Here is a 19,626-nt window from a genome sequence, read left to right on the forward strand (position 1 = left end):
GCGTCGGCTGCGGAATCCTTCCTGAAAGGGCAATGGTATGGGCGGTTTGTTCGGAATTGTGTCTCGTGACGACTGTGTCTCCGATCTGTTCTATGGAACCGATTATCACTCGCACCTCGGGACCCGGCTCGGAGGGATGGCTGTCTGCAACTCCAAGGGAATCCAGCGCTCCATCCACAACATCGAAAACAGTTATTTCAGGACCAGGTTCGAGTCCGACCTGGCGCGATTTTCCGGCAACAAGGGCGTCGGAGTCATCAGCGACACCGATCCGCAGCCGTTGATCGCCCGTTCGCACCTGGGGACGTTCGGCATTGTCACCGTGGGCAAGATCAACAACATGGAAGAACTGCTCCACAAAGCATTCGATGAAAGGCGGAGTTTTTTCGACACGGCGGGCGGGGTGGTCGGCCCCAGCGAGATGGTGGCCAAGCTGATCTGCTCGGAAGACAACCTGGAGGACGGAATCCGTAAGGTCCAGGCGTCCATAAGAGGCTCCTGTTCTTTGCTGCTGCTCACCGACGACGGGATCTACGCCGCGCGGGACAGGCTCGGGCGGACCCCCCTGGTGATCGGCCGCCGCAACGGGGCGCGGGCGGTCAGCTCGGAGTCGTGCGCCTTTCCGAACCTGGGTTTTGAGGTGGAGCGGTTCCTGGGGCCCGGAGAGGTCGTTTACGTCGCCTGCGACGGATGGGAACAGCGTTTGCCGCCGGGGCGGGACATGCAGATCTGCTCCTTCCTCTGGGTGTACTACGGCTACCCCGCGTCCGACTACGAAGGCATCAACGTGGAATTCGTCCGGAATGCGTGCGGATGCGCCCTGGCACGCGACGACGATGCCGAGGTGGATTACGTCGCGGGCATTCCGGACTCGGGGATAGGGCATGCCCTCGGGTACGCCAACGAAAGGAGAATCCCGTACCGCCGTCCGTTCGTCAAGTACACTCCCACCTGGCCGCGCAGCTTCATGCCGCAGGACCAGCGTCTGAGGGACCTGGTGGCGAGAATGAAACTGATTCCCGTGCGCAGCCTCATCGAAGGCAAACGCCTCCTGTTCTGTGAGGATTCCATCGTTCGCGGAACGCAACTCAAGGACAACATCCAGATCCTGTTCGACTACGGGGCTCGCGAGGTGCACATGAGGCCGGCTTGCCCGACCCTGGTTTTTCCCTGCGAGTTCCTCAATTTCTCGGCTTCGCGATCCACCGAGGATCTGATCGGACGCAAGATCATCCATGAGCTGGAAAACGGCCGGGACAAGGACCTGCAATCCTATATCACCGCGGGGTCAAAGAAGAACCTGGCGATGGTCGAGGAGATACGCAAACGCCTGCGCCTCACCACGCTTCGCTATCAACGGCTCGACGACCTGGTGGCGTCCATCGGGCTGCCGAAAGAGAAGCTGTGCACACACTGCTGGGACGGCTCGAGCAAGGGCGCGTGAGCGGTGGGGAAAAGGCATCGCGCCCTTCCCGGTATGCCCGCAACCATGGCCGGGCTCGCGCACATCCATGCAAACGCGGGTGCGGCCTATGTTTTCCCGTACACCCCGGGTGCGGGGCGGTGGAACGGACGAAGGGCGCTCCAGCCACGCAAGATGCCCGGTGGAGGCATTTCCCTGGACAAACTCATATCTGAAGCGGTTCATCATGTTCTCTGAGCAGGAGGCTCCATGTTCAAGCCCACCGAAGTGCTTTCGCGGAAGGCCGGGGACGTTCCCGCGCCCTTTGACGACGTGGACGGCGGAGTATCCGCCGATCGCCGATCCTTCCTCTTTGCTGCCGCCTGGCTGATCGGCGCCGGCATCGCTCCCGGTTTCCTGCTGAGAGTGCCGGGACATGCCGGAGAAGGCGGCCGGCCGGCGGCGGCCGGTCCGCCCGAAGGAATTGATTCCCTGCCGGCTCCATTCCCGGCCAGGGACAAGGTCCCCGACCCGGAGCGGATCACCTTTACGGTCCGGTACCCGGGCAAGGACCCCATCAAGCTGGAAGGACATTTCTGGTACAACAAGGATGCGAGGGCGGCAGGCAGAAAGTGTCCCGCCATTGTGGAGCTGAATCCCTACCGGCGCAGGGACGGGATGATGTCCTCCGACAGCGGTTATTATCCGTGGTTTGCCTACCACGAATACCTGTGTTTCCGGGTCGACCTGCAGGGGGCGGGGGATTCGCAGGGCATTCTCATTGACGAGTACACGGATGAAGAGCTCGTCTATTGCACGCAGGTGATCGAACAAATCGCCGTCCACCCCTCCTGCGACGGGAACGTCGGGATGACGGGCACATCCTGGAGCGCCATCAATTCATTGATGGTGGCCGCGCGAGCCGATTGTCCCCCGGCATTGAAGGCCGTTCTCGTGATCTGCGGGACGGACGACCGTTACAACGATGACGTGCATTACATGAACGGCGCCATGATGCAGGACAACATCGGGTGGGCGTCCTCGATGTTCGGCTGGCTTGCTCAGCCTCCGGATCCCCTCGTGGTCGGGGATCGTTGGAAGAGCATGTGGCGTGAGCGAATCCGCGCGGCGGATTTCTGGTTCAAGCATTGGGGGAAGCACCAGGCTAGGGATCTCTATTGGAGTGCTTCAAGCGTCAGGGACAGATACGGCCGAGTGCAGGTGCCCGTTTACATCGTGTCCGGTTACCAGGACGGCTACAAAAATCCGGTGCCTCGCGTTGTCGGCGGACTGCGCGCCGCGGGGATGCCGGTGCAGGGGCTGCTCGGTCCCTGGGGGCATGCCTGCCCCAACTCGGGTTATCCCGGGCCCAGGATTGACTGGCTTCCCTACGTCCTGACGCACTGGTGGGACAGGTGGCTCAAGGGAAAGACGCCGGACCCCGACGCGGAGTTGCCCGAGATGACCGTATGGCTCGGCGAGTCCAAAGAACCCGGCAGTTCCAGTTGCCGGCCGGAGAAGGGCAGGTGGGCGGCCGAAGATGGGGAATGGACGACCCGTGTCAGGGAGAGAATCTTCTATTTATGGCCCGATGGCCGGCTCAGATCCGGATTGCCGGATTCCGGCGCGACTTACGTCGGCACGGGCGACCTCGTTGTGGCCGCCAGGATGCTCGAAACCTCCTCATGGGGCCATTGCGGAAACAACGATCTCCCGGGGGACCAGTCGCAAGCCGACGCCGCGTCGCTGCATTTCGACAGCGCTCCGCTCCCGAAGGATCTGGATTGTTTCGGTTATCCGACGGCATGCCTTAAGCTCTCATGCAACAAGCCCGTTGCGTCCATCGCGGTTCGCCTGTGTGAAGTGAGCCCCGACACAGGGGCTTCTCACCTGGTGAGCTACCGTTTCTTCAACCTTTGCTGCCGGGACGGCGACATGGCAAAGCCACGGCCGGTCGAGCCCGGTGTCGTCTTCGATGTGGTCGTGCCGCTCAACGTGATCGGTCACACCTTCAAGCAGGGCTGGCGTATCCGGCTTTCCGTCTCGCCTTCATTCTTCCCGACGATGTGCCCGAGCCCGGAGCTCGCGACCATCACCGTGTACGCAGGCCGTGCCGGGACCGGTTCCCGCATGAGCGCGCTTTCCTTGCCCGAGCGCAAGCCGAGACCGGAGGACGGGCGCCTGGAAAGCCTGCTACCGCCGGCTCCCCGGATTTTATGGGTGGATTCCGGTACCTACGTGCCGACCGTAACCGCCCGAAACGGGGAGGACTCTCGCCTGGTGAGGCAGTTTACCGTTCTGGGGAGAAAGGGCACGGTGGTCAGAAAAACGACCGACTACGGCCGATACCGCTATGACGGGCCTCTCGAGGGGCTGTGGGTCGACGAGGTGGATCGCGAGAACTTCATAGTTGTCCACGACGAGCCCCTCACTTTTTGCGGGTTCACCAGCTCGAGGGTGATCCTGGACAGGAACACGGGCGGATCGCACTGGAAGGTGATGGCCAGGAGAACGACCAAGGTCTCGACGGAGTGGGATTCCGGAGGTCGGCTGGTGTTCAGGTACAAGGCGACGATCCGGACATTTATCGGCAAACCCGGCGGCGGCTGGGAACCGTTCGAGAACAAGACCGTCGAGGGGACGATTCCACGGTTGTGGGTGTAAAACGCGCATCGGCTCCCGACACATCATTTGAACCGATCGTCCGCCCGCGTTTCTTTCACCCGGCCGGCTTTGCCGGACAGCCACCCGATCCTGTCCGTTTCCCGCGCGTCAAATTCCGGGATGTAGGGTTTGATGTCCAGCAGGGGCGTCCCATCGAGCACGTCGACATCCTCGATGTGCAGGATGTTCCCTTCCACCTTCAGAAGTCTCACGATGGAAATGCCGATGGGATTGGGACGCCTGGGAGCCCGCGTGGCGAACACCCCGTGGCATCGGTCGTCCAGGAAGGGCTTGACCTCCAGGGAATAGCCCTCGCTCCTGTGGAAATGGTAGATCAGGATAATGTGCGAGAAGCCTTGCAGGTCCTTCAATCCGCCTTCCAATTCCGCGTTCAGCTCCACCGTTCCCGGAACACCTTCGGCTCCTTTGGCCTGGATGGGCATCCCCTGGATCTCCTTATAGGGGGACCGAATGACTCCGACGGGAAAACAGGTCAGTCCTTGCATGGCGGGTTCCTTTGCGTCATATTGCCGTAATGGTTGATAAAACCGGCGGAGCGGGAGGGAAAATCTCCCTCCGACAGTAGCCCAAATTAAGAAAAATTCCATCCGAGCGCAAGTTTTTCCTGTTTGGCGGGTTTAACGGGCAGGGACCGGAAAAATGGAACGAAGCTGCGCAGCGGATGACGCTTTCGAGAGCGGTTCGTTCGCCTGCAAATCGGGCAGCCCTGGATTGTGGAACCTTGTACTGAGACTTACCTGAAAGCAGGGAGGCGAGACGCAATGTCAGCGGACGACCGGGTTGAAGGGCTGGAAAGCGGGGGCACGGTGAATGCCGAAACGGCGGCCGCGCCAAGAACGAAGAATTCCTACAACAAGATGGAGTGGGCGGGGGCGTTCGGGGATGTCGGCACGCTGATTCCATTCGTGGTGGCCTACATAACGATCGTCAAGGTGGATCCTTTGGGTTTGCTTTTCATGTTCGGAATCTGCCTGCTCGTTGCCGGGTTCTACTACAAGACGCCTATACCGATTCAGCCCATGAAAGCCATCGGGGCCGCGGCCATTGCCGGGGGGATAAGCCCGGCGGCTCTTTTCGGGTCGGGCCTCACTACGGGCATCTTCTGGTTTCTCGCCGGCGCGACCGGGGCCATAAGACCCATAGCCCGGCTTGCGACCAAGCCGGTCGTACGCGGCATCATGCTGGGACTGGGCCTCTCCTTCATGGTGGATGGGGTCAACCGCATGAAGACGGCTCCCGTGCTGGCGGGCATCGCCCTCGTCGTCACGTACTTTCTCCTCACCAATCCGAAAATCCCGGCCATGTTCATGCTTTTGATCATCGGAATCGTGTCGGCGGTGATCATGAATCCGGAGTTCCTGTCGCAACTGGCCGGGATCCATGTCGGATTCCGCCTGCCCGTCTTCAGCCTCGACATGATCAATTGGAACGACATCGTCACGGGCACGCTCCTGTTTACAATCCCCCAGATACCTTTGACCCTGGGCAACGCGGTCATTGCCATCACCGCCGAGAACAACGAGCTCTTTCCCGACCGGAAAGTGACGGAAAAGAAGATCGCCGTTTCCCAGGGCATCATGAACCTGGTCTCGCCTTTCTTCGGAGGGGTTCCCATGTGCCACGGCGCGGGCGGGATGGCGGGACACGTTCGTTTCGGGGCGAGAACGGGCGGCGCGCTGGTGATACTCGGAAGCATCGTGATCGTTCTTGCCCTGTTTTTCAGCGAGTCCGTCGCTCTCATCTTCAAGATTTTTCCCAATGCGATCCTGGGGGTGATCCTGTTTTTTGCGGGCTCCGAGCTGGCGATCGTGGTAAGGGATATCGGTGACAAGAAATCCGATTTCTACGTGATGCTCATCGTGGCTGCATTTGCGATGTGGAATATGGGAGTGGCCTTCCTGGTGGGGATCATTCTGGATGTTTCCCTGCGAAGGGGCTGGATAAAGGTCTGAAACGAAGGGGCGGAAGGCGGAGGATCGGGTTTTTCATGGACCGCCCCGGGAGCGTCGGGCGCTGTTGCGGCAACCGGATGGAGGTTGCTCGGGCAGGGGCGGGCAAAGAGCGATGTCCATGGATGACCCTGATCTTGCACTGGTGAATGCCGCGGGCCGCGGCGACGTGGACGCCTTCGAGTCGCTGGTCGGGCGCTACCAGGGCCCGCTGCTCAATTTCATCGCCAGGATCCTTGGGGATCGCGGCGCGGCCGAAGACCTCGCCCAGGAAGTTTTCTTGAGGGTCTATCGCGCGGCCCCCCGGTTCGAGGCGAGAACGAAGGTCTCGACCTGGGTTTTTCGGATAGCCTACAACCTGGCCATGACCGAGCTCGACCGCCGGAAGCGGCGGCGGACCCTGGCGGAGGCCCTTCACCGAAACGGGGAGGAAGCTTCCCGGGAGGCTTTGGCCGACCCGGGAGAAGACCGCGAGTTCCAGGAGGAAATCGCATCGGCGCTCGACGGACTCCCCGGCAATCAGAGGGCGGTGCTGCTCCTGCGCCTGCACCAGGATTTGTCCTATCGGGAGATTGCTGAAATCCTGGGGACAAGCCTCGGGAGCGTCGAGTCTCTGCTGTTCAGAGCCCGCAAGACCCTGAGAGAAAGCCTGAGGAGAAGAAAGCAACAGGGAGGGACGAAGTGAAGTGCGAAGCAATCCGGCTGAGGCTGGTCGCCTACATGGACGGCGAGCTCGATACCGAACTGCACGGGCAATTTACCGCTCATCTGCGGCAGTGCGAGGACTGCCGGAAGGAGCTGGAGGCACTCGGCGACGTCGACGCGCTGGTCACGGGTCTTCCCCGGTACGGTCCGTCCGCGGATTTCGCCCGCATCCTCGTATCGAAGGTTCGATACACGGTTGCCCCCGTGCGCAAGGGTCCTATTCTCCAGCGGGCATGGAAGACCCTGCTCGAATATACAGGAAGATTCGTCGAGCTTCTCGAGCCCGAAAGACGCGTCGGCACGCGCTCCCTCGATGAGTTCAACGACATTCCCGACTCTTTTATCGGCTACGCATACTTCAAGGTTCTCGGCCCGCAAAGATGAGGGTTTCTCAATGAACGCTGCATCTTTCTTCTATGGTTTTGTTGCCGCCGTCATCCTCGTTTCCGTTGCCCTGAGCGTCGCTTACCTGGCTCTCAGCAAGGCCCGCGCGAGGAAAGGAGACATCAAGGGATACCTCGATCTCATTCCCGATCTCACGGAAGAACAACGCGCGCGACTCCGGGAGATTCGCACGGTGTTTCTGCCCAGAGTGGAAGGAATCCGGCGGGAGATGCGTCTCAGGCGAGGCGAGCTGGCCGAGCTTCTTTTCGGTGAGCCGGCGGACCGGGAACGCATTTACGAAGTAGCGGACGGGATCATCGGCAAGCAGTCGGAGCTCGAACACGAAGTCATCGAACACATCCTCGAGGAAAAGGATCTGCTCACCCCGGCCCAAAAGCGGAGATTCTACGAAATCATCGTCGATCAGTTCTCGGGCGGGGGACTTGGCGTCCACGACGTGAGGGCGGGAAAGAAGACGGGAGAAGCCGGCCGAAACCGCTGATGCGGAAGTCGCGCCGCACAATGCGGCGCGATGGGGTCAAGCCCGGCGCGCGGCGTGGGGCGCATCGCTTCCGCAGCTTTACTCAGACATCGCACAGTCCATTGTCGCCGGGCGTCGCCAGGCCCGTTTCGTCCGGTCCGTGTCCTTTTGATTGAACCGGACTTCACAAAGTGCTATCCTTCATTACCGCTGTGACCGGTTTGACAGGATAGCGGCATCGGGCGGAACCGTCCGATTTTTCCGTTTTTCCCTCCGGGCAAGATTTCGAAGGACACGCTGACGATGATGATTCGCGCTTATGTGGGATTTGACGACACGGACTGCCCCGATTCGGATCGTGGAACAGGCAAGCTGGCCCGATGGTTCCAACGGGAATTGCCGGAAGGCTGCAACGTGTGGGGAGTGGTACGCCAGCAACTCCTGGTGCACGACGACATCCCTTACACATCGCATAACAGCAGTGCATGCGTGATCGTGGAGATGCCTGACGCGGGCCTCCTTGACGACCTGGCTTCGAGGGCCGCCCGGCATCTCGAACGCCATTCTCTGGAAGGGAGCGATCCCGGGCTTTGCGTCGCCTGCGACGGAGACCCGTCATTGGCCGGCCTGGTCGCTTTCGGTCAAAGATGCACCCGGCAGGTGGTGAAGCAGAAGGATGCCATGCGCGCCGCGCGCAACATGCATCTTTCCGGCCACGGCGGAACGAATGACGGCATCATCGGGGCCGCCGCGGCCGTCGGGCTGACGGTTCACGGATGGAGCGGCAGGTTCATCGAATTCGGAACGCTGCGCGGTCTGCCGGAAAGGGTCCGGGTGTCCGAGCTCGAACGACTCGACATCATGCCCGTATCCCTGGATCGGGACGGGCAGGTCCCGGGTCCCGAAGACCTGGTTGACACGAGAGGATGGCTGCGCCCGCGCCTTTGGGGGAATCGACCCATTCTGCCCGTCATCCCGAGGGAGAAGGGCGTCTGGGAGTCGCTGGGCGAAAAGCGCAGGAAGGGAGCAAAAGAGGCGGGACGCCATCTTGGCGGCGCCCGGCAGCCCGTGGAAGAATCCCCGGGGCAGTCTCGTTCGTGATTTCCGCCAACCGCCGGGAACCGGGTCGGGCCGCCGACCACGCGTTCAGGACGGCTCGGCGCTTCCGGCCGCGCGGGTTGAGCGGTATTGCTCGACAAAGGCGCTCAGGTTCCTGGCCTGCCTCTCCATGTACTCGACCCACAGGGCGAGCATCTGCCTGCCCTCTTCAGTGAGGCGATACATGCGTTTTGCCGGCCCCGCCCCCGTATCCCACTCGGACGAGACCAATCCATCCCCCTCCAGCTGGTGCAGGTGTCGATAGATCATTCCCGGTGGAGCCTGCCCCTCCACGAATCCGAATCTCTGGATGTTCTGGATGAGCTCATACCCGTACGACGGCTTTGGATAAAGGCCCAGCAGGATGGACGGCTGCATGTAGCGTTCGCGTTTTCCCTGTTCCGGTCGAGCTTTTTTTCCCTTCGGTTCCGGCATATCTTTCCTTGATCTATATCCATGAAGCATATATAATCTTAATGGAAACAGTCGGCAGGAACGTTTTCCGTTCACCCGCCACCATTGGTCGCAAAGGAGAAAGCCATGCCCACCATTTTCGTTCGTGAAAGACGTAAGATCGAAACCGGCGAAAAGAAACCCCGCTACCGGGTCGTCGGCGTCCATGACCTCAACCTTAGAATCTACGTTGAGCACATCCGCAAGAAGGAGCTCGATCAACTTGCGGAGGCCATCGGAGCCACCGTGGTGATCCTCAAGGGCGGAAAGGAGGAAAAAGAGGCGGCACAGGGCAAGGCGGAGTAGCATTTCCGCACCGCGCGCACCATCTGAGCCGCCCGTGCGGAGAATCACTCCTCCTTGTAAATGATGGTGCCCACGTGCTTCCCCTCCAGGGCGTCGAGAATATGCTCCGGATGGTGCAGCGCGTCGATGATCTGGAGCTCCTTGAGGCACTTCGCCCGCTGGAGCAGGGTGAGGATCGGACGCTCGATGATCAGGTCGTCGAGATCCAGCTCAAGGAGCTCCCTGGCCGAAATCCGGTCGAAGAACCGGAGTTTCTTGCGTTCGGCTTTGGCGACTTTCTTCGGATCGTTGCTGAAGAGGCCTCTTTCGTCCTTGAGGTAGATGAGCGAGCGGGCGCCTATGTTTTCGGCCAGGAGAAAAGCACCGCAGTCGGTCCGGTGAGGCGGGATGGACCCGATTTCGGCGGGGTGCTCGAAAAAGCCGTACGGCGGAATTCCGTAGGTGATCGGCAGGTATCCCCGCCGGCAAAACATGGTGAGCTGCTCGAGGTTATCCCCGTGTCCGATCTTGACGCCACCGTGTTTATTGAGAAGCACGCTCATCATTTCGGCATTCTGCCAGGAAACCTTGTCCCCGAGTTTCGAGAGTACGCCGGTGGGCATTCCGAGGTCAATCCCGATGCTGTAGACGTGCCTTGCGCGGGAGCCTCCACCGGTCATCAGGATGATTTTATACTGCTCCTTGGCCTGCACCAGCACATCGACAATCGGCAGCACCGCCGTGGCGCCGCGGTCGATGATGCTCTGCCCTCCGATCTTGACGACGTTGATCTCGGGCTGCATGCGAAAGTATTCCTTAGCCTCCGTTCTCTTCAGAAACTCCTTGCTCACCAGGGATTCACCCATGAGCGGGGATTCGATGTGCAGCCTTCCTTTCTCGCTTCCTTCCTTGACAAGCTTCGCCATGTTACTCCTCTTCCACCGGTTCGCCCGCCGGTCCTGCTCGGGCACGTCTCGAATTTCATCCCAAATCTTGTGTTTGCGGACATGCGCTGCCATTGTATCCGCTCCGCAAGCCGGGGTCACCCATTTAAAAGGCTGGGGTCAAGAGAAAAAACCTCCCCCAACGCAAGGAAGACACCTTTTTGCGAAAAACGATCCAGGCCGAGTTTGCCTCCCGGGGCGGATCGCGTTTCGCTCACTGTTTTCCTGCTATGTGCAATCGTCACCTACATCCTCGCAGCTCCCGCAGTTTCCTTGGGTTTTCGCGGTCAGTTTCTGCCGCACCAGTCACCCATCAGGATTAGGGTCGTTTCGGAAAGAATTCCTGTGTTCTCGACCCTTTCCGCCCGAGGCGGACCAGAAAATCTTCGGTTCCATGCCATGTCCAAACGATTTTTCAAACCTCATGGTTGTTAACCACCCCTTAGTGGCTCACGGCATGGGCGGCAAAGATGTCAATGACTTTATCGGGCCGGGTGGAACGGCTTTCCAATCAAACCTCGTGGTTTTGCCAACCCCATTGCAGGTTTGCCGTCCCAGCCGATTGTTTAACGCGTGCCCCTTTCCCGACATGGCACATGCGCTCTGCCCGGCTCCTGTGCCGGGGGTGATCGCCCGAATAGCTTTTCAGGCATGAAAACAACGTTGTCCTTCATGAGATAATAAGCCGCCCTGGCCAGTTTGTGGGCAAGGGCCTGGTGGGCCACCAGGAAGTTGCTCCGATGCATCTTGCGATTGTAATAGCTTCTGCATTCCGGATCAAATCGTCTTGCCAATTCGGCGGCTTCCGAGAAGGCCCAAGCCAGATACTTGTTGCCGTTCTTCTTGTTGCCCTTTCCCTTTGCTTTCTCATTGCTGGTCCATCTGGAACCGACTTTACGGCAATAGGAGACATAATTGCCCACCTTGGGGAAGCGGCCGATCGGCCCGGTCTCCAGCATGATGGTCAGCGCCAGAATCCTTCCGATTCCAGGGATTGTAAGAAGATTCCGGTAGGAATCTTTAAGGCTCGTCTTCCTGGCAACCGCAATCTCGATATCCCGGATCATCCGGGTGAGAAAATCAATGGTCTCCTTGCTGACCCTGCCGGCCATGGCCAGATCCTCGTTTTCTTCGAGCAACGGGGGGATGCGGTTCTTCTTAAGCCTCTTGACCTCATTTGCATTTACCCGCAAACCGCGGTTTCTGGCCACTATGTTCTGCAAGCTCAGGATGAGCGAGGTTCTGAGCTTGACCAGGTGCCCTCTCTTCCTTAGCAGATCCCGTAAGGGTCTTTCCTCTTTCGGGTAGATGTACCCCTCGGGCAGTATCCCGAGTCGCAGCATCTCGGCCAGCCAGAATGCATCGTACTTGTCATCGCAATGCTTGAGCCCCGAGTACTTTTGGATGGCTGCGGGGTTGGCCAGATGCACTCTCAGGCCGCTTTCATTGAGCGTGTCCACAAGCCAGTACCAGTTGAAGGTCGACTCCACCGCCACGCCCATCATTTGATCCCGATAAGGCTCAAGTGCCGACACCACCTCCTCCCCGTCATTGGGGAGCTTGCACCTCAGAGTCCTCTTCCCGCTTTCGTCGACAATTGCCAGATAATTGCTGCTTGCATGTAGGTCTATCCCCGCATACAATCCCATAGGGCACCTCCCCGTTTAAAGTCGTCAGCTTTAGCGCCATAACAGGATAGCATCTTTCCCTGCTATGGAGGGAGGTGCCTTTTATATGATTATCAAACCTTGACTTTTCACATATGCTCCCGGATCTCCCGGCTGATAAAGGGATCCGGGAGGCCTTCACCGCAAAGTCAGTGAAAGGGCGTGTGTACAATCAGCCGGCATCGCCCACCCGAAAACCTGCCGTGCAAATCTGCAATTTGCCTCGTCCGGGCGGCTCTCGGGCACTCAGCGGATAGGATTTGTCAGAGGGCATGTTGAGTGGTATGGGTATGGCGGTTTCACGTCTCGTTCATTTCGTGGGCTGGAGGCATGTACCTGCCGTGACGGGGAACCGCCGGGCCGAGGAAGGCACAGGGCGTACCCCGAAGCGGAATCAAGGGTGGTCTCGGGACCGGCTCCCGATGGTCGCGTGCATGGCGTGACCAACGGCAGCAACTGTGTTCTTTGTCAACTCTTGAGTCGCGAAGGGTGGGATGCGTGGCAGCGCAGCCCACGGTCCCAATGCCCTTGCCCCTGCCGTCATAGCCAACATACAAGGGGCGGGGGGGATGCGTCAAGTGGGGTTCGGAAGCGGGGCGCATCGCGGCGCCCGATGGGTTATCCGGCGCCGGGGGCGAGTGGGGTGTCGGCGGCGGCCTTCGATCGCGGCCCAGGCACCTGCCGATCAAGGGGTTCGGGTGGCGCGGGCGGGTGAACCGAGGGTCCGATTCCACGCAGGAGGATTATGAAAAAGTTCGTGTTGGGTGCGGCGATGCTGCTGGCTGCGACGGTTCCTTTGAGCGCGGCCCAGGAGAGCCCGGAAAGCCGCGTGGTCAGGGCTGCCCGCGAACAGGTCGGCAAGACGATTCGCTACGACCCCGGCTACGAAAAGCTGGCGTATCCGGGCGGGGATGTTCCCTTGGAGCGGGGCGTATGCAGCGACGTGGTAGTGCGTGCGTATCGCGCGGCACTCCAAATGGATCTTCAAAAACTGGTCCACGAAGACATGATCCTCAACTTTGGCGGCTACCCCCGGCTCTGGGGGTTGAAACGCCCGGACAGCAGTATCGACCATCGACGGGTGCCTAACCTGCAGACCTATTTCAAGAGGATGGGATATGCCCTTCCCGTCACGAGGGAGGCCAAGGACTACAAGCCCGGGGATCTCGTCACCTGCACTCTCCCGCCGAACCTGCCTCACATCATGATCGTCAGCGACAGAACGAATGCCGGAGGAGTTCCCCTGGTCATCCACAATATCGGAGCCGGGGCCAAAGAGGAAGACCGGCTGTTCGAGTTCCCGCTGACCGGGCACTACAGAATCAAGACGAACGAACCGCGGGTTCGGCGCAGCGTGCAGGGCCGCGCCCGCTGAGCGCGCGTGGGATGATCCGCCGCACCCGCTCCCGCCGACGAACCGCGGCGCGCAGTCCCTGGGGGAATCCTGAGCCCCGGCGCCCGGCAAGACCGCCGAACCCGTAATTTTCGCATGGGATCAACGCACGACCTTCGCCCCGGAGCAAGGGGCAGGGGGGGAGGTTCATCCGGCCCGCGCCGCCACGACGGCATACCGTCCATGTGTTGCCGTGAACTTCCGGTCCATAACGGATACCGGAAATGGGAAATATAGTTTTGCGAAGTTATTTCAAACCATTGTGGAGAATCAGCGGAAAAGAATCGTAATTCCCATCTTTCACTACCCGAAATCGCCTGAAATCTGATAGAATTTTATGTACTGGGAGCCGCGACCGTAAGCCGCCGCACGGCGTCCGGCAGGAGCCGGGCAAACCGGTGCCGCTCGAAGTCAATCCTCCACGGAAAAATCGCTCATAATCCGGGGCATTCCTTTTGCAAGGCATTGAAGCCGATTCCGGCCATGGAGCGCTCCAACGGATGACCGGAGGCGGCCCGCCTCTCGTTGTGCGCGGCACTGTGCCCATCCCGTGCGGTTTCGTCCGGGGATGTTCTCCATTCGCGCAGGACGGGAGAAGAACAAAGGCTCCCTGCCGCAAGCTCAAAATCTCATCCACCCCGTCACGACGACACACATCGAATCGCGTACTGCGGAATTCTCGACACTGCGGCGTTCAGGAAACCACGGAGTTCCAACGATCTTGCCGGTGATGTTTCGGGAGGCTCGAAATGCAGGACGAAGAGAAAAGCAGGGAGCAACTCATCCGTGAACTGGAGGAGATGCGCCGGCGCCTGGGCCGGCAGGATAAGGAACTGGCGGAGCTGAAAGGCATGGAGGAAGCTCTGCGGGAAAGTGCCGGGCGATACCGCCAGATGGCGGAAAACATAAGGGAGGTCTTTTGGATGGCCGACCTCCAGGAGAGCCGGATGCTGTATATCAGCCCCGCCTACGAGGGGGTGTGGGGCCGCACATGCGACAGCCTCTATGCGAATCCCACGTCCTGGATGGAAGGGATACACCCGGCCGATCGGGAGAGGGTTGACGAGCTACTGGCGCAAAGGGCCAGCGGGGGATACAGCGTCGAATACCGGGTCGTGCGTCCCGACGGTTCGGTTCGCTGGGTGCTGGACCGCGGGTTTCCCATTAGCGATGCGGCAGGGACGCCCTATCGTATTGCGGGGATCGCGGAGGACATAACCGACCGCAAGAATGTGGAAGCGGAACTTCATGAATACCGCGACCGCCTGGAGGATCTGGTGAAGGAGCGCACCGCCGATTTGGCGAGGGCGAACGAACAGCTCACGCACGAAATCGAAGAGCGGAAGAAGGCCGAACAGAAGCTGCGCGAATCGCAGCAAATGCTGCAGTCCGTCCTGGACACCATTCCCGTAAGGGTATTCTGGAAGGACTTCGATTCGAACTACCTGGGCTGCAACGGCCCGTTTGCGCGCGACGCGGGTCTGCAGTCGCCGGAAGAGATCGTGGGGAAGAACGACCTTGTGATGATCTGGGCGGACCTGGCGGAGCTCTACCGCGCGGATGACCGCATGGTGATGGAAACCGGCAGGCCGAAACTCGGATACGAAGAGCCCCAGACGACGCCGTCCGGCGGCCGGGTATGGCTGCGCACGAACAAGGTCCCCCTGCTCGATTCCGAAGGCAGGATCAAAGGCGTCCTCGGGACTTACGAAGATATTACTGAGAGTAAGCGTATCGAGGAAATGCTGCGGGTTTCCGAAACCAAGTACAGAATAGTCGCCGACAACACGCACGACTGGGAATACTGGATGAGTCCCGAGGGCCGGTTCCTGTACATTTCTCCGTCCTGTGAAAGGATCACCGGCTACCCGGCGGGCGCGTTCGAGGCGGATCCCCGGTTGCTTTCCCGCATCGTTCACCCCGACGACGTCAACCGTTTCAACGCCCACGTGGCCATGGATCGGACGGCGCATACACGACACGGGCTGGAGTTCCGCATCATCAATCGGGATGGGGCGACGCGGTGGATCGGACACCTCTGCCAACCGGTGTTCGATGAAAAGGACTGCTTTATGGGCCGCCGCGGGAGCAACCGCGACATCACCGACCGAAAGCTGGCGGAGGAAGCGCTTCAGGACAGTGCGGAAAAACTGAAGCTGTTCGCCTATTCCGTCGCCCACGATCTCAAGAGTCCGGCGATCGGCATCTATGGCCTGACAAAACGACTGAACAGGAATTACAGGAGCCTCCTCGACGAAAAAGGGAAGGTCTGTTGCGATCAGATCCTGAGGACTTCGGAGCACATCGCTGCCCTGGTCGACAAGATCAATGTCTACATAGCGACGAAGGAAGCCCCCCTTGCCATTGAAGAAATCAACATTGCGGAAATCATCAGGATGCTGAGGGACGAGTTCTCCGCGCAACTGAGCCTGCGCCGCATAGACTGGCTCGAACCCGAGGCCCGGATTGAAATCAGGGCGGATCGCGTGGCCATGCTGAGGGCCTTCAGGAATTTCGTCGACAACTCATTGAAATACGGAGGGGAAAAGCTGAGCACGATCCAGACCGGGTATGAGGAATCGGAGGATTTCCACATCTTTTCATTCAGCGATAACGGAAAAGGTTTGAAAGAGGGGGATGCCGAAAGAATCTTCGGGGCGTTTCAACGGAATCCGGCCTCGAAAGGAGTCGAGGGGGCGGGATTGGGCCTCGCCATCGTGAAGGAAATAGCGGCGCAACACAGCGGCCGGGTGTGGGTGGAACCGAGGGCGAAAAGGGGAATCACGTTCTGCATGTCCATCTCCAAGAACCTGTAAGCCGAAGCACCGCCAAGTGCACATCCGGGGGCCGGACCCGGTACCCATGGGGGCTGCCGGAGGGGGGCTCCCCCGTATGGACATTACCCGTCTTGCCCGGTCTGACACACTTCCCTGCGAACAACCATCAAAACCGTCTTCCTATCAAATGAAAGGCGGTCCGTGTGCTGCGGGATGTCGGGAACCTCATGCCGGACAGAGAGTCGGACGTGTCGTGCAAACCCCGCGCCTTTCTCATGCGCGCAGCGTTGCGGCGAGCCTCAACGGATGGATGACCAGATCCAGGGCATCGAGTATGTCGGTCGTCACGACATCCGCGGAAAGAACGGCACGGCTGAAGGCGCCCTCGGACTGAATCACCGCGATTCCCAGGGCGGCCTCCCCGAGCATCAGCGTGTCATTTCGCCCGTTCCCGACGCAGACCACTCCCTCGCATCCCAGCCGCCGTACATAATCCACCTTGGCCTGCGCCTGATTGCCGGGCGGTATGACGTAAAGCCGGCAAACGGCCTCCGAGAGCTCGCTGCGAACGCTTCCGAAGGTGTCGGCCGTGAGGACGTGAATGTCCAGGGACTGCGAAAGAACCTCCAGGCGCTCTTTCACTCCATCGATCAACCGGCCGCTGGCCGCGATCGTTCCATTGTAATCCAGGACCAGGTCCGATAAGTGCAAGGGCTCACAGCCGGGGATCTCAATTTTCAGCATACTCGCGCGATCCTCTCTGAACTCGGGAACGGAAGCCGGGATGGGACGGAGTGGAGCATGCGGCACTGTGTCCATCCCGCCGCCGGTCCTGTGTCCCGGTTCCGTCCCGCTAGAAGGCATCCTCGACAAGCCTCTGGAACTCGTTCAGGTCTTGCAGGTGCTGATGGTCCAATTCCCGAACAATCCGGCCCTCCCTGAGAACGCAGACCCTGTCGGCCAGTCGTCGCGTTTGACTCAGGCTGTGAGAGACGGCCAGGATGGTGTAGCGCTTCTTCAGCCTTGTCAGAAGCTCTTCTATCTTTTCGGTGGCCTTGAAGTCAAGGGAGGCCGTCGGCTCATCGAGGAGGAGAATCTGCGGCTCGAGCGCCAGGACCCTTGCAAGGCACAGTCGCTGCTGCTGCCCGCCTGAAAGAGTGGACGCATCGGCGTGCAGCCTGTCTTTGACCTCATCCCACAACGAGACTTCACGCAGAGCCCATTCCACTCTCTCGGAGAGCCTCGCGCCGTCCAGGCCTAGCGTCACCTTGAGTGGCATGGCCAGGTTCTTCCTCGTTGAAAAGGGAAGAACGCTCGGGGTCTGGAAAACCATTCCGACGTTCCTGCGCAGATCCGGGAGGGGAACGAAGTCCCGGTAGATGTCCCCATCCCTGCCGTTGAGGCGAAGCTCCACGGAACCTTCGGTTCGGCAGTTGGGGAAGCATTCGTTCAGCCGGTTGACGGCCCGCAGAAGGGTTGTTTTTCCCGACCCGGAAGGGCCGACGATCACGATGATCCGGCCGGGGCAGGCAGTGAAGCTGATCCGATCCAGAACGGTTCTCTCCGAAAACCGAACCGAAAGACCCCGTATGGTCACGGAAGGTTCCACCTGTTGGTCGATCACGTTGTTTTCCATCGTTTTTCGAGGCTTCTTTGAAGAAAAGACGCGACGGCAAAAAGGCTGCCCGTCATGAGCAGGAGCACCAGGGCCATGCCGAAACCCTGATCCAGTTCCTGGACGCTCCGGTGCTCGGCCGCCAGGGTGTATATGCGGAAGGGCAGCGCCTCGAACTTGTCCCACAGGCTGGCGGGAAGGCCGGCGCGCGCCACGACGCCGGTCAGCATGATAACGGCCGTGTCCTCGGACGCTCTCCCCAGGGCGAGGATGGCGCCGCTCAGGATTCCCCGGCTTGCCGACGGCAACAGCACGTGTCGGACGTGGTGCCAACGGGTAAGCCCCAGGCTCGGACCAAGCAGCCTGAGGTGCTCGGGTATGGCTTCCATGGCCGTCTGCGTCGTTCGAATCACGTAGGGCAGGATGAGCAGCGCGATACAAACCGCCGCGAGGAAAAGGGACGGTCTGGCCTGCGGCAATGCGGTTTTGCGAAGGAAGAGGATCATCGTGAATCCGAACAGCCCCATGACGATGGATGGGGTACCGGACAGAACATCCACGGCAAACCCGAGCATGGAACGGACGCGCGCCGACGCGTATTCGGAAAGATAGATGCCGCTTGCAATGCCGACCGGGATGGCCATTACCGACGAAACGAGAACCAGGGCCAGGGTCCCCACGAGTGCCGGCCATATTCCTTCGAACACGGGGCTTGCCCCCAGGAGCGCTGAAAACCACGGGGTATCACCAAAAAAGAGGCTCGGGTGCATGACGCCCATTCCCCGCTTGAACAGGAAACCGAGCAGAAACGAAGTCGCGAGAAAAACCGCAATCGCGCAAAACCAGGCATATGCGGTCAGGAGAAGATCAGCGGCCGTTTTCATACCGGTTCTCCCCGGGACCGCGGTCCATCCTGCGAATAAAGAAATTGGCGGCGCCCATCAGCAGGAAAAGAATCAGGCCCGAAGCAAATACGGATCGGTAAGACATGCTCTGACTGTCCGTTGCGAGGACCAGGGCGATGTGGGCTGTGAGCGTCCGGATGGAATCGAAGAGAGAATCCGGAATCCGGGGCGCGTTGCCGGCAAGCATCAAGGAAATCAGGGTGTCGCCGATGGCCCGTCCAAATCCCAGTATCGCTGCAACGACAAGGCCCCTCGATGCCGCGGGAACAAGCACGTGCAGAAACTGGCGGACCGGCGTCAGTCCCATGGCCTCCGCGGCAAGACGAAGGGCGGGATCGATCTGCTGCAACCGGGCATGGAACACCAGGACGATGGTCGGCAGGATGAGCAGACTCAAAGAGAGTCCCGCGGTCAGGAAAGAGAAGCCGGTTCCGGTGCTGAACCAGTCCCGCACGAGAGGAACAAGGAGGAAGACGGAAACGAAGCCGTAAATGACGGTCGGAATGCTTGTCATGAAGTGGACCAGGACCAGGGTGAAACGGGCAAGGCTCCTGGCGGCAAGGACGGTCGCGAAGCCGCAGATGCCTATGGCCGCGGGGAACGCCAGTCCCAGGGCGAATACCGAAAGTAACAGCGAGCCCGCGCACATGGGCAGGATTCCGAACTCACCTGCGAAAGGCTTCCACTGCCACGAAAGAACGGAGCTCATCCCGCCCGAGGTGATAAGAGGCAGGCAGAAATAGACGAGGAGAACGAAGATGAAAAGGATCGCGCCCGCGGATATCCCCGTGGCGATCAGAAGACTCCTTCGGATCCATCTCTCGCGGACCAGCTGAACATGATTCACCGGTAAACGGGTCCTGGCGTGTTCCTCCAAAAGGGC

The 19,626-nt window shown here is 60.1% G+C and carries 18 protein-coding genes; 10 read left to right on the plus strand and 8 right to left on the minus strand.

The features are described from left to right. Positions 1-37 precede the first annotated feature (37 nt). A complete protein-coding gene (locus SFUM_RS01370; RefSeq protein ID WP_011697142.1) occupies positions 38-1,444 on the plus strand; it encodes an amidophosphoribosyltransferase in 1,407 nt (468 codons plus the stop codon). Positions 1,445-1,672: 228 nt separating this feature from the next. After that, the gene (locus SFUM_RS21230) at positions 1,673-4,066 is read left to right on the plus strand and encodes a CocE/NonD family hydrolase (protein ID WP_049766252.1); all 2,394 of its coding nucleotides are present in this window, start codon (positions 1,673-1,675) and stop codon (positions 4,064-4,066) included. Positions 4,067-4,089: 23 nt separating this feature from the next. On the opposite strand, the gene tsaA is transcribed toward SFUM_RS21230, so the two are convergent. Then, on the minus strand, positions 4,090-4,572 hold the full coding sequence (gene tsaA, locus SFUM_RS01385) for a tRNA (N6-threonylcarbamoyladenosine(37)-N6)-methyltransferase TrmO (RefSeq protein ID WP_011697144.1): 483 nt from the start codon (positions 4,570-4,572) through the stop codon (positions 4,090-4,092). A gap of 276 nt (positions 4,573-4,848) precedes the next feature. On the opposite strand from tsaA, the gene SFUM_RS01390 reads away from it, so the two are divergent. The 5 genes from SFUM_RS01390 to SFUM_RS01410 all read left to right on the plus strand — a co-directional run bounded on the left by SFUM_RS01390 (position 4,849) and on the right by SFUM_RS01410 (position 8,707). After that, a complete protein-coding gene (locus tag SFUM_RS01390; RefSeq protein WP_011697145.1) occupies positions 4,849-6,039 on the plus strand; it encodes a putative sulfate/molybdate transporter in 1,191 nt (396 codons plus the stop codon). Between the two features lie 118 nt (positions 6,040-6,157). Beyond that, positions 6,158-6,721 (plus strand): RNA polymerase sigma factor, encoded by a 564-nt coding sequence (locus SFUM_RS01395; protein WP_167321299.1) that lies wholly within the window; start codon positions 6,158-6,160, stop codon positions 6,719-6,721. Continuing rightward, complete coding sequence (locus SFUM_RS01400) at positions 6,718-7,125, plus strand: anti-sigma factor family protein (RefSeq protein WP_011697147.1); 408 nt, start codon at positions 6,718-6,720, stop codon at positions 7,123-7,125. The genes SFUM_RS01395 and SFUM_RS01400 overlap by 4 nt, the downstream gene beginning before the upstream one ends. A gap of 10 nt (positions 7,126-7,135) precedes the next feature. Then, positions 7,136-7,627 carry a Spy/CpxP family protein refolding chaperone gene (locus SFUM_RS01405; RefSeq protein ID WP_011697148.1) on the plus strand — a complete coding sequence of 164 codons (492 nt, stop codon included), beginning with the start codon at positions 7,136-7,138 and terminating at the stop codon, positions 7,625-7,627. 282 nt (positions 7,628-7,909) lie between these two features. Next, positions 7,910-8,707, plus strand: a complete 798-nt coding sequence (locus SFUM_RS01410; protein ID WP_011697149.1) for a hypothetical protein — start codon at positions 7,910-7,912, stop codon at positions 8,705-8,707. Positions 8,708-8,752: 45 nt separating this feature from the next. On the opposite strand, the gene SFUM_RS01415 is transcribed toward SFUM_RS01410, so the two are convergent. Next, positions 8,753-9,139: a PadR family transcriptional regulator gene (locus SFUM_RS01415; protein ID WP_049766253.1), complete on the minus strand. Its 387-nt coding sequence runs from the start codon at positions 9,137-9,139 to the stop codon at positions 8,753-8,755. Between the two features lie 105 nt (positions 9,140-9,244). On the opposite strand from SFUM_RS01415, the gene SFUM_RS01420 reads away from it, so the two are divergent. After that, complete coding sequence (locus tag SFUM_RS01420; RefSeq protein ID WP_041439553.1) at positions 9,245-9,463, plus strand: hypothetical protein; 219 nt, start codon at positions 9,245-9,247, stop codon at positions 9,461-9,463. Positions 9,464-9,507: 44 nt separating this feature from the next. On the opposite strand, the gene SFUM_RS01425 is transcribed toward SFUM_RS01420, so the two are convergent. Both SFUM_RS01425 and SFUM_RS01430 read right to left on the minus strand, forming a co-directional pair. After that, positions 9,508-10,368: an amino acid kinase family protein gene (locus SFUM_RS01425; protein ID WP_011697151.1), complete on the minus strand. Its 861-nt coding sequence runs from the start codon at positions 10,366-10,368 to the stop codon at positions 9,508-9,510. Between the two features lie 584 nt (positions 10,369-10,952). Continuing rightward, positions 10,953-12,035: an IS110 family RNA-guided transposase gene (locus SFUM_RS01430; RefSeq protein WP_011697153.1), complete on the minus strand. Its 1,083-nt coding sequence runs from the start codon at positions 12,033-12,035 to the stop codon at positions 10,953-10,955. 790 nt (positions 12,036-12,825) lie between these two features. Here SFUM_RS01430 and SFUM_RS01435 point away from each other — a divergent pair. Further along, complete coding sequence (locus SFUM_RS01435; RefSeq protein ID WP_011697154.1) at positions 12,826-13,428, plus strand: DUF1287 domain-containing protein; 603 nt, start codon at positions 12,826-12,828, stop codon at positions 13,426-13,428. Positions 13,429-14,195: 767 nt separating this feature from the next. Beyond that, entirely contained in the window at positions 14,196-16,262 is a 2,067-nt protein-coding gene (locus SFUM_RS01440; protein ID WP_011697155.1) for a PAS domain S-box protein, read from the plus strand. Between the two features lie 234 nt (positions 16,263-16,496). Here the strand turns inward: SFUM_RS01440 and SFUM_RS01445 are convergent, their stop codons facing one another. The 4 genes from SFUM_RS01445 to SFUM_RS01460 form a co-directional block, all read right to left on the minus strand. Then, the gene (locus SFUM_RS01445) at positions 16,497-16,967 is read right to left on the minus strand and encodes an HAD family hydrolase (protein WP_011697156.1); all 471 of its coding nucleotides are present in this window, start codon (positions 16,965-16,967) and stop codon (positions 16,497-16,499) included. Positions 16,968-17,076: 109 nt separating this feature from the next. Continuing rightward, positions 17,077-17,859, minus strand: coding sequence for a phosphate ABC transporter ATP-binding protein (locus SFUM_RS01450; protein WP_011697157.1), 783 nt, complete (start codon positions 17,857-17,859; stop codon positions 17,077-17,079). After that, positions 17,844-18,722 carry a phosphate ABC transporter permease PstA gene (pstA, locus tag SFUM_RS01455; RefSeq protein ID WP_011697158.1) on the minus strand — a complete coding sequence of 293 codons (879 nt, stop codon included), beginning with the start codon at positions 18,720-18,722 and terminating at the stop codon, positions 17,844-17,846. The genes SFUM_RS01450 and pstA overlap by 16 nt, the downstream gene beginning before the upstream one ends. Continuing rightward, a complete protein-coding gene (locus tag SFUM_RS01460; protein WP_011697159.1) occupies positions 18,706-19,590 on the minus strand; it encodes a PstC family ABC transporter permease in 885 nt (294 codons plus the stop codon). Before SFUM_RS01460 ends, pstA begins: the two co-directional genes overlap by 17 nt. Positions 19,591-19,626 lie beyond the last annotated feature (36 nt).

This window comes from Syntrophobacter fumaroxidans MPOB, from assembly GCF_000014965.1.
GTDB lineage: Bacteria > Desulfobacterota > Syntrophobacteria > Syntrophobacterales > Syntrophobacteraceae > Syntrophobacter > Syntrophobacter fumaroxidans.